At 61.6% G+C, this 15379-nt stretch carries 15 protein-coding genes; 4 read left to right on the top strand and 11 right to left on the bottom strand.

Annotated features, from left to right (window positions below; all coding sequences use genetic code 11):
- The first annotated feature begins 104 nt into the window (after positions 1-104).
- Together ACSQ3F_RS11545 and ACSQ3F_RS11540 are read left to right on the top strand one after the other, a co-directional pair.
- Complete coding sequence (locus tag ACSQ3F_RS11545; protein WP_436100336.1) at positions 105-1661, top strand: VOC family protein; 1557 nt, start codon at positions 105-107, stop codon at positions 1659-1661.
- A complete protein-coding gene (locus ACSQ3F_RS11540; protein WP_436100335.1) occupies positions 1637-2833 on the top strand; it encodes a S66 family peptidase in 1197 nt (398 codons plus the stop codon). The genes ACSQ3F_RS11545 and ACSQ3F_RS11540 overlap by 25 nt, the downstream gene beginning before the upstream one ends.
- A 60-nt stretch (positions 2834-2893) precedes the next feature.
- On the opposite strand, the gene ACSQ3F_RS11535 is transcribed toward ACSQ3F_RS11540, so the two are convergent.
- The 11 genes from ACSQ3F_RS11535 to speB all read right to left on the bottom strand — a co-directional run bounded on the left by ACSQ3F_RS11535 (position 2894) and on the right by speB (position 12881).
- The gene (locus tag ACSQ3F_RS11535) at positions 2894-3451 is read right to left on the bottom strand and encodes an NADPH-dependent FMN reductase (protein WP_436100334.1); all 558 of its coding nucleotides are present in this window, start codon (positions 3449-3451) and stop codon (positions 2894-2896) included.
- 94 nt (positions 3452-3545) lie between these two features.
- Complete coding sequence (locus ACSQ3F_RS11530) at positions 3546-4499, bottom strand: ring-cleaving dioxygenase (RefSeq protein WP_436100333.1); 954 nt, start codon at positions 4497-4499, stop codon at positions 3546-3548.
- Between the two features lie 123 nt (positions 4500-4622).
- The gene (locus ACSQ3F_RS11525) at positions 4623-5405 is read right to left on the bottom strand and encodes a carbon-nitrogen hydrolase family protein (protein WP_436100332.1); all 783 of its coding nucleotides are present in this window, start codon (positions 5403-5405) and stop codon (positions 4623-4625) included.
- Entirely contained in the window at positions 5402-6202 is an 801-nt protein-coding gene (locus ACSQ3F_RS11520) for an ABC transporter permease (protein ID WP_436100331.1), read from the bottom strand. The genes ACSQ3F_RS11525 and ACSQ3F_RS11520 overlap by 4 nt, the downstream gene beginning before the upstream one ends.
- Positions 6199-7053 carry an ABC transporter permease gene (locus tag ACSQ3F_RS11515; protein ID WP_436100330.1) on the bottom strand — a complete coding sequence of 285 codons (855 nt, stop codon included), beginning with the start codon at positions 7051-7053 and terminating at the stop codon, positions 6199-6201. The genes ACSQ3F_RS11520 and ACSQ3F_RS11515 overlap by 4 nt, the downstream gene beginning before the upstream one ends.
- A complete protein-coding gene (locus ACSQ3F_RS11510; protein ID WP_436100329.1) occupies positions 7050-8087 on the bottom strand; it encodes an ABC transporter ATP-binding protein in 1038 nt (345 codons plus the stop codon). The genes ACSQ3F_RS11515 and ACSQ3F_RS11510 overlap by 4 nt, the downstream gene beginning before the upstream one ends.
- Before the next feature lie 209 nt (positions 8088-8296).
- Complete coding sequence (locus ACSQ3F_RS11505; protein WP_436100328.1) at positions 8297-9385, bottom strand: ABC transporter substrate-binding protein; 1089 nt, start codon at positions 9383-9385, stop codon at positions 8297-8299.
- 92 nt (positions 9386-9477) lie between these two features.
- Positions 9478-10125 carry an amino acid ABC transporter permease gene (locus ACSQ3F_RS11500; protein ID WP_436100327.1) on the bottom strand — a complete coding sequence of 216 codons (648 nt, stop codon included), beginning with the start codon at positions 10123-10125 and terminating at the stop codon, positions 9478-9480.
- A complete protein-coding gene (locus tag ACSQ3F_RS11495) occupies positions 10122-10790 on the bottom strand; it encodes an amino acid ABC transporter permease (protein WP_436100326.1) in 669 nt (222 codons plus the stop codon). Before ACSQ3F_RS11495 ends, ACSQ3F_RS11500 begins: the two co-directional genes overlap by 4 nt.
- A gap of 4 nt (positions 10791-10794) precedes the next feature.
- Positions 10795-11601, bottom strand: coding sequence for a transporter substrate-binding domain-containing protein (locus ACSQ3F_RS11490; protein ID WP_436100325.1), 807 nt, complete (start codon positions 11599-11601; stop codon positions 10795-10797).
- 218 nt (positions 11602-11819) lie between these two features.
- Complete coding sequence (gene speB / locus ACSQ3F_RS11485) at positions 11820-12881, bottom strand: agmatinase (RefSeq protein ID WP_436100324.1); 1062 nt, start codon at positions 12879-12881, stop codon at positions 11820-11822.
- Between the two features lie 252 nt (positions 12882-13133).
- Between speB and ACSQ3F_RS11480 the strand changes: the two genes are divergently transcribed.
- On the top strand, positions 13134-14174 hold the full coding sequence (locus tag ACSQ3F_RS11480; protein ID WP_436100323.1) for a LysR substrate-binding domain-containing protein: 1041 nt from the start codon (positions 13134-13136) through the stop codon (positions 14172-14174).
- Between the two features lie 19 nt (positions 14175-14193).
- Positions 14194-15372, top strand: coding sequence for an aminotransferase (locus tag ACSQ3F_RS11475; protein WP_436100322.1), 1179 nt, complete (start codon positions 14194-14196; stop codon positions 15370-15372).
- Positions 15373-15379: the final 7 nt, after the last annotated feature.

Genomic DNA, 15379 nt, shown 5'->3' with positions numbered 1-15379 from the left:
AGCGCCAGTTCGCACCTTCGCGGTGGACGCTGTGTTCACGTCGCAGGACTGGCGCCGCTCTCCCTTTGCTGCTTTGCTGCGGCCGGATCAAAAGGTTTCATGACATGACGAGCGGCATCCACCACATCACGCTGATCACCCGCAAGGTGCAGGCCAACGTCGACTTCTATGCCGGCTTTCTCGGCCTGCGGCTCGTCAAGCAGACGGCAGGTTTTGAAGACGCAATGCAGTTGCACCTGCTCTATGGCGATGCCATCGGATCAGCGGGATCATTGGTGACGTTCCTGGTTTGGGAAGATGGTGCGCCGGGCCGCGCCGGCCATGGCCAGCCGAGCGAAATCGCCTTTGCCATCGCGCCGGAAAGCATCGGCTTCTGGCTGACCCGCGCGCTGCGATACAATGTCGCTGCGACCGGCCCGGCCCAGGAGTTCGGTGAACCCGTCATCCGGCTGAAAGATCCGGATGGTGTCATCGTCAAGCTTGTCGGCACCGATGCCGTCACCACGCCCGCACCCCATGCTACGCCCGACATCCCCGAGGAAAACGCGATCCGGCGATTGCGCGGCGCAACGATCCTGACGGCCAAGCCGGAGGGAACGGCAGCCTTCGTCGACCGGCATTTCGGCTACGCCGAAACGGCACATACCAACACGATCCGCCGTTTCACTTCCGAGTCGGGCGATATCATCGACGTCCGCGATGCCAGCGGATTCTGGACCGCGGCACCAGGCACCGGCATGATCGACCACATCGCCTTCCGGGCAATCGACAAGCCCGCGGTCGACGATCTGCGCACACGTCTGGAAGCGGAGGATGCAGGAACGATCTCGGCCCACGACAGAAAGTATTTCTTTTCGCTTTATGTGCGCGAGCCCGGCGGCACCCTGTTCGAATTCGCCACCGAAGCGCCCGGCATGACTGTGGACGAAGACGCCGCATCGCTTGGAACCCGCCTGTTCGTTCCCGACCATTTCGGCGGCGACCTGGAAGCCAATCTGGTCGTCCTGCCGCAATTCGCGCTCCCCGGCGAGGAACGTTTTACCCAGCGCGACCTGCCCTTCATTCACCGCCTGCACCAGCCGGAGAACCCGGATGGCCGCACCATCGTCCTGCTGCACGGCAGTGGCGCCAACGAGACCAGCCTTTTGCCGATCGGCCGGCAGATCGCCCCGAATTCACTGCTCTTCAGTCTCCGGGGTCGCAGCACGGAGGAAGGTTTCCCGCGCTTCTTCCGCCGGATCACGCCGTTTAGCTTCGACCAGAAGGATATCGCCGCCGAAGTTGAAGCCTTTGTCGCGATGATCGAAGGCGCTGTCCCAGCCTATGGCATCGACCGCGAAAAGATGGTTTTCGTCGGCTATTCGAACGGCGCCAACATGCTGATCGCAACCATGCTGCTTCATCCGGGGCTCATCCGGAATGCAGCGCTGCTGCGGATGATGAATCCGCTGGAAACGGTACCGGAAGCTGATCTTTCCGGCACCAATATCCTGATGGTGACAGGCGCGACGGACGCTTATTCCCGCTATGCGCCGCCGCTTGAGCCCATTTTCCGCAATTCAGGGGCGAATCTCGAAACTGTCACGCTGAAAGCCGGCCACGAGATCGGCGACATGGATGTGCAGGCCGTTCGGCAATGGCTGGAAACCATCGGGGCCTGATCGCGGCCTTGGTGGTTGTGATTACAACGAAAATATCTACTTTTGATGGCAAATATGTGAGATGCACGCTGTCGCGCAAGACACGGCGACAACCTGGAGGGGGGAATATTCTGTTTGAACGACCACTAATAAAGCCCTCGCAACTCGCCGCTGGTGACCGGATAGCAACTGTCACGCCCTCCTGGGGTGGCCCGGCTGTATTCTCGGCGCGTTATCAGGCAGGTAAGCGCCAACTCGAACGCGCCTTTGACGTTAAAATTGTGGAAATGCGGCATACGCTCGCACCTGCTGAGTGGATCGCTGCCAATCCCGCCGCGCGGGCGTCGGACATAATGCAAGCATTTCGCGATCCGACAATTTCGGCTATCGTCGCGACAATAGGAGGAAGTGACGCTATACGTCTCATCCCGCACTTGGACCTTGCTGTAATTCGCGATAACCCAAAGATATTCCTGGGTTTTTCTGACACTACCGCGATCCATTTTGCCTGTCTCGCCGCAGGCGTAACGTCTTTTTACGGGCCAAGCATTATGGCTGGCTTCGCTGAAAATGGCGGGATGCACAAATACACCATCGACGGAGTAAGGCGGGCGCTTTTCGCAACAGAGCCTATTGGACGGATCCCCATCAATCGCGAGGGATGGACCATAGAGCAAACCGACTGGGCAGATACTGAAGCTCAAAAGCGGCCACGCCAGTTGCAGCCAGCAACGCCACCCCGCATCCTCCAAGGAACAGGTACTGTTTCTGGGCCGCTGATTGGTGGCTGCGCCGAAGTCCTGGAAATGTTGAAAGGAACAAGCTGGTGGCCACCCCTGTCCTTTTGGAAGGGGGCAATCTTGTTCTATGAGACGTCGGAGGATGCTCCATCCCCAACCTTCATCAGGTATTGGCTGCGTAATTTTGCCGCCCAAGGAATCCTTGGTGTGCTCAACGGGATTCTCATCGCACGGCCTGACCCTGCGAGCGACAATACCTACCAGGAGCGCCTGGAGGCAACTTTTACCGAGGCTCTAGTTGAGGCAGGACTTCCCGATTTGCCCGTGCTCGCAGGTCTTGACTTCGGTCATACTCAGCCGATGTTGACGCTTCCATACGGATTGACGGCTCAGATTGATTGTGACGAGGTCGCCCTGACTATCCTGGAAGGCTCGACTACCTCGCGAAGTTAAGTTTCGCCAACAAAGGCGGCCGACCACTGCTTGGCGAGTATTTGACGCGCGCCATAGCGCTCAAGCTGTTTTGCGGGCAACATAATCCGCGAAGGCCTCGACGAAGGCCTTCAGCCGCGCCTTGGCGCCCTCATCGACAAGCTGCCCTTCCTTGTCGAACAGCGAGCCCGCCTTCGGCAGCATCAGCCGCTTGCCGGACCAGAGATCGGCGCCCAGCGTGCGCATGACGGGGAGCCAGGCATTCTGGCTGAGTAGCGTGCCGAAGGGTCCCGGCGACGTGCCGGCGAGCGCGAAGGCCCGGCCGGCAAAGACGTTCGGTGCACCGGTCATGGAGGAACTCGCCCAGTCGATGGCATTTTTGAAAACGCCCGGTATGGAGTTGTTGTACTCCGGCGTGAACAGGATCACGCCATCTGCGGCAGCGATCTGGTCCTTCAGCACCTGAACGGCCTCCGGCACGCCTTCCCGTTCCACATCGGCATTGTAGAGCGGGATTCCCTCGATGGTTCCCGTGGTAAAGCTCACCCCTTGCGGCGCGAGCGGGATCGCCGCATTCAAGAGGGCCTTGTTGTAGGACGCCTTTCTCAGACTTCCGGAAATGCCGATCAGTTTTGTCATGCGGTCCATCCACTGTTTTTGCGAAAGATGGTCAGAAACGCGGAAAAGTACAGATGAAAAAAGCCGAGAGGTCGTTCCCCCGGCTTTTTCCGGTTTAAACCAGAGGCTTAAGCCGTGCTTCGATCTCTGAACGCTTATGCTCCAGGAACGGCGGCAGCGACAGGCCCTCGCCGAGTGTTTCCATCGACTCGTCAACCGCAAAGCCCGGTCCGTCCGTGGCGATCTCGAACAGGATGCCGTTCGGCTCGCGGAAATAAAGCGAGCGGAAATAGAAGCGCTCGACCTCGCCGCTCGATGGCAGACGGAAACTCTGCAGCCGCGCGGTCCACTCATGCAGCGTCGCCACGTCCGGGGCGCGGAAGGCGACATGGTGCACGGCGCCCGCGCCTTGCCTGGCGGCCGGCAGACCCGGTTGGACAGCGACATGCAGTTCCGCCGCCGGCCCTCCCTTGCCCATGGAGAACACATGAACCTCGCCAATGCCATCCGGTGACGGATACTGGCGCACCTTGGTCATGTTCATCACCTGCTCCAGAACCAGTTGCGTGTTGGTGATGTCTGGTACGCTCATGATGATAGGACCAAGACCCTTGATCTGGTGTTCAGCCGGAACCGGGCTCCTATCCCACGGGTGGGATGGCACCAGTCCGCCATCGTCGATCAGCCGGAAGCGCTGGCCTTCGCCGTCCTCGAAGTCGAGGGAAACGCGACCGTCGATCTCGACGACATCGCCGGCCGCGACCTTCAGCTCGTCAAGCCGCTCCTTCCACCAGACCACACTGTCGCGGCTGCCGACGCGAAGGCCGGTGCGCGAGACGCTGTGCGTGCCGCGACCTTCCGGCCCGACCGGCCAGTCGAAGAAGGTCAGGTCCGTGCCCGGCGTCGCCTGCCCGTCGGCGTAGAAGAGATGGTAGGCGGTGGTATCGTCCTGATTGACCGTCTTCTTGACCAGCCGCATGCCGAGGGTCTGCGTGTAGAAGCGCAGATTCTCCGGCGCATTGGCGGTGATCGCCGTCAGATGGTGAATGCCTGTCAGCTGCAAGCTCATGGCTGCCTCCATTCGTGAATATGAGGCGAATATCGGCTTCCTGCGCCGTTTAATAAAGGGGGCCGACGCCGACAGAATGTTCACCACACGTGAACGATGGAAGCACGCCCTCGCGCGAGGTGATCAGGGGCGGCGCTTCAGATCGTTCAGGTAGGTATTTTCGCTTTTCGAAACATCGAAATCGACGGGATTGACCGTCACCATCATCAGCGTTTCACCGCGGGATGCAGCGCCTGCGAGGAGGCTGCCGTCAGGTGCCGCAATGCGCGAGGAGCCCGCGAAGGTGAAGCGCTCATCCGCGCCGCAGTGATTGATGTAGGCGACGAAAACCTGGTTCTCGAAGGCGCGTGTCTGGATCATGTGATCGGTAATGAAGGTACCGGAATAACCGGCCGGCAGCGCCGTCGGCACCAGCACCGCATCGGCGCCTGCCAAAGCCAACCGCCGGACATTTTCCGGAAACTCCACGTCATAGCAGATCAGCATGCCGCATTTGACGCCGCGATGGTCAAACAGCGTCGTGCTCGGGGAAGCGGCGGCAAACAGCCCGCGCTCGTAGTCGCCGTAGAGATGGGATTTGCGGTAGACGACGGGTTCTGCCGTACCGTCGACATAAACCGCGCTGTTGAAGACCTCGGAGCCCGCCTTCTCGGCAAAACCGGCGATCACCGCGACGCCCGTCTCCGCCGAAATCGCTTGCAGCCGCTTAACCAAAGGCCCATCCGCAGGCTCTGCCAGATCGCGGATGATGTCGCCGGCACCATAGCCCGTAAGCCCAAGCTCCGGCGTGATCAGCATGCTTGCGCCTTTGTCAGCCGCATCCCTCGCCGCCTCACCGATGCGCGCCAGATTGGCGGCGACATTGCCGCTTTCCGATTTCATCTGCAGGGCAGCGAGCGTGATCATTTGCCGTCCGATGACATGGCGCCGAGCAGCTTCGGCAGATCGCCGAACCGCGCGACAAGGGAGAAGATGACGGCCGCTGTCACCACGAACAGGATCGTGACGGACGCCATGGTCGGTGTATAGCCGTAGCGCAGGGCGTTGAAGATCTTGATCGGCAGTGTCTCCATGGTGAAGCCGACGGTCATGTAGGCGACGATATATTCGTTGAGCGACAGCACGAAGGCGAAGGCATAACCCGAGACGATATAGGGCAGGATCAGCGGCAGGACGACGGTGCGGAAGATCGTGCGATCGTCGGCGCCCATGGTGGCGGCAGCCTCGACCAGCGACCGGTCGATCGCGGTAAAACCGAGCGACAGCGTCACCAGTGGCAGCGTCACGAAGAAGATCGCGTGGCTGATGACCGCCGTCCACGGCTGGCCATAGAAGCCGGTCGTCGCCCAGAAGGTAAGCAGGCCGAGCGCCGTGATGACCGGCGGCAGCGTGAACGGCGCGACGCCGAGAAGCTGGAAGATGTTCGCCCAGGGCGCGATCCGCCGCCACAGGAACCAGGCCAACGGCAACGCGATCGCCACGGCGAGCGCTGCCGACAGGATCGCCAGCGTCAGCGAGGCGAAGAGCGCGTTGCGCCATTCCGGATTGAGGAAGATTTCGCCGTACCAGGAGGGCGAAAACCCTTTGGGCGGAAAGGCCAGCGTCTGCTTGGCATTGACCGAGACGCCGGCAACGACGATCAGCGGCAGTGCGAGAAACAGACCGATCAGGAAGAAATAGATTTTGCTGAGCGCACTGGTCATGCTGCTTCTCCCTTGCGTCCAGCAATCACGGTCAATGCCACCAAGCCGAGCGTGACGAGGACCAGAAACACGGCCATCGCGGCGGCGAACGGCATGTTGGACTGGTAGATCGCCTGATCCGTGATCAGCACCGACAGGGTCCAGTGCTGCGGACGGCCGAGAATCTGCGGCAAGAGATAGGAACCGAGCGCGAAAATGAAGACCATGATCAGCGTTGCGGTGATGGTATTGCGCAATGCAGGCACGACGACCGTGAAGAAGGCCTTGATCGGCGAAGCGCCGAGCGTCCGGGCCGCTTCCGTCAACGTCGGGTCGAGCCGCACCAGAGCCGGGTAAAGCACCAGCACCGTATAGGGGAAAGCCTGATAGACCATGCCGGTCAAGACCGCGCCGAAGCTCGGAAGCAACGCCTTCGCCTCGCTCATGAGCCCCGCCATGACCAGGAGATTGGTGATGCCGGCGGTACGCGAAAACAGCGTCGACCAGGCAAAACCGATGATGACTTCCGACAGCGACAGGACCGAGAGCAGCGTGACCAGCCAGACGATCTGCACTTTTCTCGCCATCCGCGTCAGAAGATAGGTGAAGGGTATGGCCAGTACGACGCAGCAGATCGCGACCGCGATCGCCAGCATCAGCGAGAAGCCGAGCACATTGGCGAAGAAGAAGCTGAGAAACCGCTGGTAGTTGGCCAGTTCGAACGCCGGCACATAGAAGCCGCCCTGCTGTCGCTGGAAGAAGCTGACGGCGATCATCGTCGCAAACGGCACGACGAAGAAGACGATGAGCATCATCGCCGGAAAGAACAAAGGCCCGTAATCGGCCAGGCGGTGCGGCGCTTCGCGTCTCATTTGGCGAGCACCACGCAAACGTCGGGCAAGAGGACCACGCCGACCGGCTGACCGACGGAAACCTCGGGCCGCGCCCGCGGCGTCGAGACGGCGACGATCTGGCGGCCGGCAATATCGACGAAGGTCTCGATCGTGCCGCCGAGATCGCGCACGAAGGTCACGGTGCCGGATAGCGCGCCATCGCCGGGCGCCGTCAGATGCACGTCTTCCGGCCGAACCGACAGCGTCGCCTTCCTGGTATTCGCGCCAAGGGAGATGCCCGCGACCGGCTGGCCGAGCACGCTGACGCGGCCGGTGCTGTCGGCTTCGGCTTCCAGCAGATTGGTCGAGCCGATGAAATCGGCCACGAAGGTGTCGGCCGGACGGCGGTAGATTTCGATCGGCGACGCAGCCTGGCGGATTTCGCCGCCATTCATGACCACGACCGTATCGGCCATGGTCATCGCCTCACGCTGGTCGTGCGTCACGACGATGGTGGTGATGCCGAGCCGCTGCTGCAGCTGACGCAGCTCCACCTGCATCGCCTCGCGCAGCTTGGCGTCGAGCGCCGAGAGCGGCTCATCGAGCAGAAACAGCTTTGGCGAAATCGCAAGGGCCCGGGCAATCGCGACGCGCTGGCGCTGGCCGCCGGAGAGTTTGGACACCGGCCGGTCGGCATAACCGCCGAGATGGATCATCGACAGGAGTTCATCGACCCGCTTTTTCTGGTCTTCCTTCGGCGCGCTGCGGATGCGCAAGGGATAGGCGATGTTCTCGCCGACCGTCAGATGCGGAAACAGCGCCAGCGACTGGAACACCATGCCGAGATTGCGCTTGTGCGTCGGGACCTTGGTGATGTCCTCGCCGTCGAGCCGGATGGCCCCACCGGTCGGCAGATCAAGGCCGGCGATCATCCTGAGCAGCGTGGTCTTGCCGCAGCCCGACGGCCCGAGCATGCAGACGAAGGTGCCGTGCGGCACCGTCAACTCGACATTGTTGACCGCAGTGAAAGTCCCGAATTCCTTCGTGACGTTGTTGAGGGCGAGGCCTGACATTGTGTTCCCGTCTTTTCCCATCGTGCGGAAAATTAATCTTCAGTTTACCGTTTCCGACGCGTGAAGGTCGGCGCGGTCTTTACCTCCCCCTTGAGGGGGGAGGTCGCAGCGAAGCTGCGGGTGGGGGTGATCCATTGTGTTTCGCGACAGGTCACCCCACCCCGGCACTGCGTGCCGACCCTCCCCCTCAAGGGGAGGGTGAAGGTTCATCAACCGACGATCAGTTCGGTCCACTTCTGGTTCAGCCAATCCGACTTCGTCTGGTAGAGGTCGTAGCGCGGAATGATCGGCTCGATGTCGGACGACACGGCGGCGAACTCTTCTGCGGTGAGGTCAGTAAGTTCACGCTTGACGGTCGGCGAGGTCCCGACCTTGCGCGACAAGGTGGCCTGGATCGACGGCTGGCTCATATAGTCGATCAAGACATGGGCTTCCTCGACCTTCTGCGAGGCGCGCGACAGCGCCCAGCAACCGGAGTCCTGAATGCCGCCTTCCTTCGGGAAGGTGGAGCGAACGGGGTGGCCGTCGGCAGCCGCAAGGCCGGTGACGTCGTGATAATACTGCCCCATCGGGATTTCGCCCGACTTCAGCGCCTGTTCGAACTGCGCTTCGTCGCGATACCAGAGGCGAACGTTCGGCTTGACTTCGGCGAGCTTGGCGAAAGCCTTTTCAAGACCTTCTTCCGTGTCCAGCGCGTTGGTGCCGCCCATGAAGGTCTTCGCCGTCACTTCGAGCAGGAAGGAGTTGGAGACGAGCGCCAGCAGGCCGAGCTTGTCGACATTCGCCGGATCCCAGAATGCGGCCCAGGAGGTCGGCGCTTCCTTGTAGACGTCGGTGTTCGTCACGAGCGTGATGTACCAGGAGACGGCGCCGATGCCGGCGACGCGGCCATCCGGATACTTGTTGACGAAACGATCAACCAAGTTGGAAGCATTCTTGATCTTGGCAACATCAAGCGGCGCCCAGAGGTCGGTGGACTGGCCCTTCAGCATCGAAACCTGCGACATCATCGAGACGTCCGCCGGCGCCTGGCCGGCCTTGGCGGCCTGCTCGAGCTGCACCAGCCAGGCTTCGCCCGTAGGCTCGGCAACGGATTCGACCGCGATGCCGGTTGCCTTGGTGAATTCCGGGAAGATGTTCTTGTCGAACGAATCCTTGAAGTAACCACCATAGACGCCGACTTTCAGCGACTTGTCCTGCGCGCGCAGGATCGACGGCATGGCGAGCATCGACACACCGGCAAGACCGGCGCCGAGCACCGCGCGGCGGCCGATATTTTGTTTCAGAAATTCAGTCATCATCGTTCTCCTGTTTTGCCGGTACCACTTTTTTCAGCTTCCGGTCTGTTCCCAATTTTTGATCCGGCATGCAAGTCCGGATTGCATTTCTGTCAGTGTTTCAAAGCGCAAAGCTCCAGCGTTTTTGCATACCGCGTCAGAGGAAAACACAAGGCGAAATAGATCAAGGCGACAAACCCATAGACCGTGAACGGCTCGAAGGTTGCATTGTTAATCGCATTCGAGGTTCTGACCAGTTCCTCAAAGCCGATAATCGACGTCAGGGCCGTGCTTTTGATCAGCTGCACGAGAAAACCGACGGTCGGAGCCCTGGTCATTGCAAAGGCCTGCGGCAGGATGATCAGACGCAATTGCTTGAGATAATGCAGCCCCAGGCTGCTGCCGGCATCCCACTGTCCAAGCGGCACTGCCTGTACGCCGCCGCGCCAGATTTCCGCCAGAAACGCGCTGGCGCACAGGGTAAGCCCGAGCACGGCAGCCGTCCAGGGTTCGATGCGAAGCCCGAGCAGCGGCAGGCCGAAGAACAGCAGGAAAAGCTGCATCAGAAGCGGAGTGCCCTGGAACAGGCCGATGTAATATTCGGCGAACTGCCGCATCCAGCGCCGCTTGGATATCCTCAGGAACAGGATGAGCAGGCCGACAATCGTGCCGCCTGCGAAGGCGACCGCCGACAAAAGCACCGTCCACCGGGCTGCCAGCAAGAGATTGCGCACGATGTCCCAAAGCGTGAACTCGATCACGACACGCCTCCAGCCAGAAGGCGGTTGCCACTGGCAACGAGCAGCCGGCGCAGACCGATGCTCATGGCCAGGTAGACCAGCGTGACGACGAAATAGGTCTCGAATGCGCGGAAGGTGCGTGCCTGCAGCATGTCGGCTTCATAGGTCAGTTCGCGCACGGCAATCTGCGAGACGACGGCGGATTCCAGCATCATGATGACGATCTGGCTCGTCAGCGCCGGATAGATCACCTTCAGCGCCTGCGGCAGCACGATCTTGACAAAGACCAGGCGTGGCCGCAGCCCGAGTGCAAGCGCTGCTTCCTTCTGCCCCTTCGGCACGGCATCGAGACCAGCGCCGACGATCTCTGTCGTATAGGCCGTCATGTTCAGCGTCATCGCCAGGATGGCGGCGGCGACGGGATCGAGGCGGATGCCGAGGCTGGGCAACCCGAAGAAGATGAAAAAGAGCTGTACCAGAAACGGCGTATTGCGGACGAGCTCGACATAGCCGGCAATCGCCCGGCGCAGCAGAGCATAGCGGCTGCGCCGGGCCGCCGCGCCCAAAATGCTGAGCACGATGCCGGCGATTGCCGACACCGCGATCAGGAAGATCGTCATGGCCGCGCCGCTTGCGATCAGCGAGACCGCGTCATTCAGCCAGCCGAAATCGAGCGCATAGCCCAAAGGATCAATCCTTCAGGTTTTCAGGGTTGAGCGGGGTCTTCAGCCACGCTTCCGAGCTTTCATTGAGCTTGCCGTCGGCGAGCATCTTGGCAACCGCGTCGTCGATTGCCTGCTTCAGGCGGTCTTCGCCCTTGTTGAGCGCCAGATGCGACGGCGAGGTCAGGAGCTGGAACTTCTGCTCCGGCTTCAATTCTTCCTGGCGGGCCAGAACCTGGGCACCGACGTCATTGCCAACAACCATCAGTTCGGTCTGACCGGAGATGAAGGCCTGGATCACCGAGTTGTAGTTGTCGAAGCGCTTGATGTCGGCATCCTTGGGTGCTGCTTCCGTCAGGGAGGTGTCTTCGAGCGTGCCGCGATTGACGGCGATGCTCTTGCCGGCGAGGTCTTCCTTGCCCTTGACCTCGAGAGCGGCCGGGCCGATCACGGCGATGTAGTAAGGCGCGTAGGCGGCAGCGAAATCGATGACCTCGGCGCGCTCCTTGCTGTAACCGACGCTGACCAGCACATCGACGCGCTTCTCGGTCAGGTACGGGATGCGGTTCTGGCCGGTCACCGGCACCGGAACGAGCTTCACCTTCAGGCTGTCGGCGATGTACTGCGCGACATCGATATCATAGCCCTTGAGGCTCATATCGGCGCTGGCCGAGGAGAAGGGCGGGAAATCGGCGAAGACACCGACATTCAGGACACCCGCCTTGGTGATGTCGTCGATGGCATCGGCGTGGGCAGCGGATGCGAAACCGAGAACGGCGGCGCTGAGCATCAGGGCGGCCGCGAGACCGGATTTCATATTCGAGCGTTTCGTCATTTTCATTCCCCTTGTGAATTTTGTTCATGGCAGGCACGGCAACCGGGTGCGGCTATAGCCCCTCACCCTAGCCCTCTCCCCGTTCACGGGGAGAGGGGACGATCGAGATTGGCGCTCTCTCCTCAACTGTCGAGAAGGAACAGAAGTGGCCGCTTGTCCCTTCTCTCCGCCTGCGGGGAGAAGGTGGCCGACAGGCCGGATGAGGGGCGGCTTTGCCCTCAATCCCGCTTGCCGTTGACGAAGGGGCTGAACACCATGAGGCTGAGGATTTCGAACAGGACCTGGGCGCCGACATGGGCCGTGTTGGTCGTTGCGTCATATTGCGGCGCGACCTCCACGACATCGCCGCCGACGAGATTGATGCCCTTCAGGCCGCGGATCAGTTCCAGCACTTCGCGCGTAGTGAGGCCGCCAACTTCCGGCGTGCCGGTGCCCGGCGCAAAGCTCGGATCGACGCTGTCGATGTCGAAGGAGAGATAGGTCGGGCCGTCGCCGACGATTTGTTTCGCCTTCTCGATGATCGCTGGCATGCCCATGCCGGTGACTTCCTCGGCGTGGATCACGGTCATGCCGGACTCGTAGGAAAACTCCCAGAGATATTCCGCCGAACCGCGAATGCCGATCTGGACCGTGCGGGTCGGATCGAGCACACCGTCGAGAACCGCATTGCGGAACGGTCCGCCATGGTGGAATTTCGTCTGGTCGAAGGCGCCGCCGGTATCGCAGTGCGCGTCGATATGGATCATCCCGACCGGACGCTTCTTGCCGACGGCCTTCAGGATCGGATGGGTCATCGAGTGGTCGCCGCCGACCGACAGCGGCACAACGCCGGCATCGACGATCTGGTTGACGCGCTTTTCGATGTCCTCATGGCTGAGTTCCAGCCGGTACCGGCTCTGGAACGGCACGTCGCCAATATCGGCCACGCGCAGATCGAACACCGGTGCGCAGCCGAGCACGTGGTTAAAGGGGCCGATGCGCTCAATGGTGCGCATGGCACGCGGTCCGAAACGGGAGCCCGGACGGTTGGTGACGCCGAGATCCATCGGCACGCCGACGATGGCGACCTGGAGATTGCCGAAATCGGGCTCGTTGGCATCGACTGGCATATAGGGCGCGGTCAGGAAAGTCGGGACACCGGCATAGGGCGCAAGGCGCGTGCCGCTCTTGGAGAAAATCTTGTCCGCCACCTTGCGGAAGGCCGGATCGAACAACTCGCCGCCATGGCTTTCGCCATACTTCGCCTTCAGCTCGCTCAGCTTTTTCTCATCCCACGCCATGTCCGTCACCTTATATGCGGCCAGAGGAGACGTGCAGGATCGGCGATCGGAAAGCCTTCAAACGGCTCGAATGTTCGCCGAAAACGGTTCGCGCATCGACAGTGGTGTCAGAGCGCTTGCGTGCATGTTCCCCAGGCTTTTGCCTTTGTTGCCGACATTAGGAAACAATTTGATTGAAAAATCAATTGACATTGTTATAGCGTTTGGTGTGAGAAAAACTCACATCATTTTCTGCCCTTCGGAGCCGTTTCCTTGTCCAGCCGCCTGCCCCCGCTGAACCCGTTGCGTGCCTTTGAGGCGACGGCCCGGCGCGGCTCCGTTTCGGCGGCGGCGCGCGAGCTCAACGTCACGCATGGCGCCATCAGCCACCAGATCAGGGCGCTGGAACTGTCCTTCAATGCCGCCCTTTTCGAGCGCGGCGGCAAGCGGCTGAAGCTGACCTCTCAAGGGGCGCTGCTGCTGCCCGCTGTCACCGAGGCATTCGAAGGCATCGCCGCTGCCACCGCCGCCATGACCCGGCCGACGACCAGCGGCGAACTGCGTATCGCCTGCGTGCCGGCGCTCCTGTCCTTCTGGATGATCCCGCGCCTGCATCAGTTCACCGAGCAGTTTCCCGATGTGCGCCTGACACTGATTGCCTCGAACGACGAAGCCAACCTGTTTTCCGGCGACGTCGATGTCTGCATGCTCTATGGCGACGGCAACTGGCCGGATTGCTGGGCACGCCTGTGGAGCCGGCTGGAACTGTTTCCCGTCGTCAGCCCGACGCTTCTCAACATGCGGCCGCTGCGTTCGGTGCGCGACCTGCGCGACCATGTCATCCTGCATGGCGATGACGGCCGCGAATGGAACACCTGGCTTGCCGCCGCAGACGGCATCGATATCCCGCGCGGCCGCCAGCACTTCATGAGCGACGCCCGCCTTTCGACGGAAGCGGCGCTGCACAATCAGGGCGTGGCGCTCGGCGACACGATCACCGCCGGCAGCCTGATCGCCAAGGGCGAACTGATCGCGCCTTTCGACCTCACCGTGCCCGCTAACGACGCCTTCTATGTCGCCTGCCGCAACGAGGTCCGCGCCGCCCCCATCGTCAAGGTCTTCATCGACTGGCTGTTCTCGGCGCTCGAAAGCGATCCGATGCCGGAACTCCAGACCTCGGCGCGCACGATCATCCGCGCCCGCGCCCCCAAGGTCAGCGCGCCCGAACGCATGCCCACCAAGGATGGCTTCAAGCCGGTCTCCTCTCCCGCCCGCACTAGGCGCCCGGAGCCGAAGCGCCGGATGAAGTCATAACCCCACAGGACAACAGTACATGCCGCACTTCAATCCGCTGATTGCCAAACTGTCGCCGCCGCCGGTGCCTTCCGTTCTCGCATGGGCAAAGGCCTATGACGGCATGCGCGGACCGCTGATCGATCTCAGCCAGGCGGTGCCCGGCTATCCGGCGCATCCAGACATGCTGAAATGGCTGGGCGAGGCCGCGGCTTCACCCGCCTTTACCGGCTACGGCGCGATCGAGGGCGAGCAGGGTCTGCGGACGGCCTACGCCGCGCATGTTTCCAGCCTCTACAGCGCGACAATCAGGGCCAACAATATCCACATCACCTCCGGCTGCAATCAGGCTTTCATTTGCACGGCGATGGCGCTTGCCGGGGCGGGCGACACGGTCCTGATGACCAACCCCTTCTATTTCAACCAGGAAACAACACTTGCCATGCTCGGCATCGGCATCGAGCTGGTGCCCTGCGATGCCCATGACGGCTTCCTGCCCGATATCGATGCCATCAAGTCAGCGCTGAAACCCGGCGTTCGCGCGCTGGCGCTCGTCACCCCGAACAACCCGACCGGCTCCGTCTATCCGCCTGCATTGTTGCGCCGGATCTACGATCTCTGCCGCGCCAACCGCACCTGGCTGATCCTCGACGAGACCTATCGCGACTTTCTCCTCGAAGGCAGCGGCGCGCCGCATGACCTGCTAACGGTCAAGGGATGGCAGAACAGCCTCGTCTGCCTCTACAGCTTCTCCAAGTCCTTCTGCATTCCCGGCCATCGCCTCGGCGCGATCACGGCGGGACCCCGCGTCGTCGAGCAGATCGCCAAGATCATGGACAATCTGCAGATCTGCGCGCCGCGATCGGCGCAGGCCGCCGTCGCCAAGGCGCTTCCCGCGCTGGACGACTGGCGGGCGGGCAACCGCGCGGAGATCGCCCGTCGCGCCGAGGCGCTGAAACAGGTGATGGGCAAGCTGAAGGGCTGGAAGCTGCAGGCGATCGGCGCCTATTTCGCCTATATCCGCCATCCCTATCCGGACATCAGCTCGGAATTTGTCGCGGAAAAACTGGCGAAGATTGCCGGTGTCGTCTGCCTGCCGGGCGACTATTTCGGCGAGGGCCAGGAAGGTTACCTGCGCTTTGCCTTCGCCAACGCGGACACGCCGACGATCCTCCAACTGGAGGAACGGCTTTCGACCTTTAACCTGCCAGGCATTTGACCAGCGA

It is taken from the genome of Pararhizobium sp. LjRoot238, assembly GCF_964252955.1.
GTDB lineage: Bacteria > Pseudomonadota > Alphaproteobacteria > Rhizobiales > Rhizobiaceae > Pararhizobium.
The sequence above is the reverse complement of the archived record's forward strand: the minus strand, read 5'-3'. Positions and strand labels throughout refer to the sequence as shown.

Bases quoted from the DNA above. Each gene is read 5' to 3' on its own strand.
- ACSQ3F_RS11545 (WP_436100336.1), top strand. From the start codon at position 105: ATGACGAGCGGCATCCACCACATCACGCTGATCACCCGCAAGGTGCAG.
- ACSQ3F_RS11540 (WP_436100335.1), top strand. From the start codon at position 1,637: ATGGCTGGAAACCATCGGGGCCTGATCGCGGCCTTGGTGGTTGTGATT.
- ACSQ3F_RS11535 (WP_436100334.1), bottom strand. From the start codon at position 3,451: ATGACAAAACTGATCGGCATTTCCGGAAGTCTGAGAAAGGCGTCCTAC.
- ACSQ3F_RS11530 (WP_436100333.1), bottom strand. From the start codon at position 4,499: ATGAGCTTGCAGCTGACAGGCATTCACCATCTGACGGCGATCACCGCC.
- ACSQ3F_RS11525 (WP_436100332.1), bottom strand. From the start codon at position 5,405: ATGATCACGCTCGCTGCCCTGCAGATGAAATCGGAAAGCGGCAATGTC.
- ACSQ3F_RS11520 (WP_436100331.1), bottom strand. From the start codon at position 6,202: ATGACCAGTGCGCTCAGCAAAATCTATTTCTTCCTGATCGGTCTGTTT.
- ACSQ3F_RS11515 (WP_436100330.1), bottom strand. From the start codon at position 7,053: ATGAGACGCGAAGCGCCGCACCGCCTGGCCGATTACGGGCCTTTGTTC.
- ACSQ3F_RS11510 (WP_436100329.1), bottom strand. From the start codon at position 8,087: ATGTCAGGCCTCGCCCTCAACAACGTCACGAAGGAATTCGGGACTTTC.
- ACSQ3F_RS11505 (WP_436100328.1), bottom strand. From the start codon at position 9,385: ATGACTGAATTTCTGAAACAAAATATCGGCCGCCGCGCGGTGCTCGGC.
- ACSQ3F_RS11490 (WP_436100325.1), bottom strand. From the start codon at position 11,601: ATGACGAAACGCTCGAATATGAAATCCGGTCTCGCGGCCGCCCTGATG.
- speB (WP_436100324.1), bottom strand. From the start codon at position 12,881: ATGGCGTGGGATGAGAAAAAGCTGAGCGAGCTGAAGGCGAAGTATGGC.
- ACSQ3F_RS11475 (WP_436100322.1), top strand. From the start codon at position 14,194: ATGCCGCACTTCAATCCGCTGATTGCCAAACTGTCGCCGCCGCCGGTG.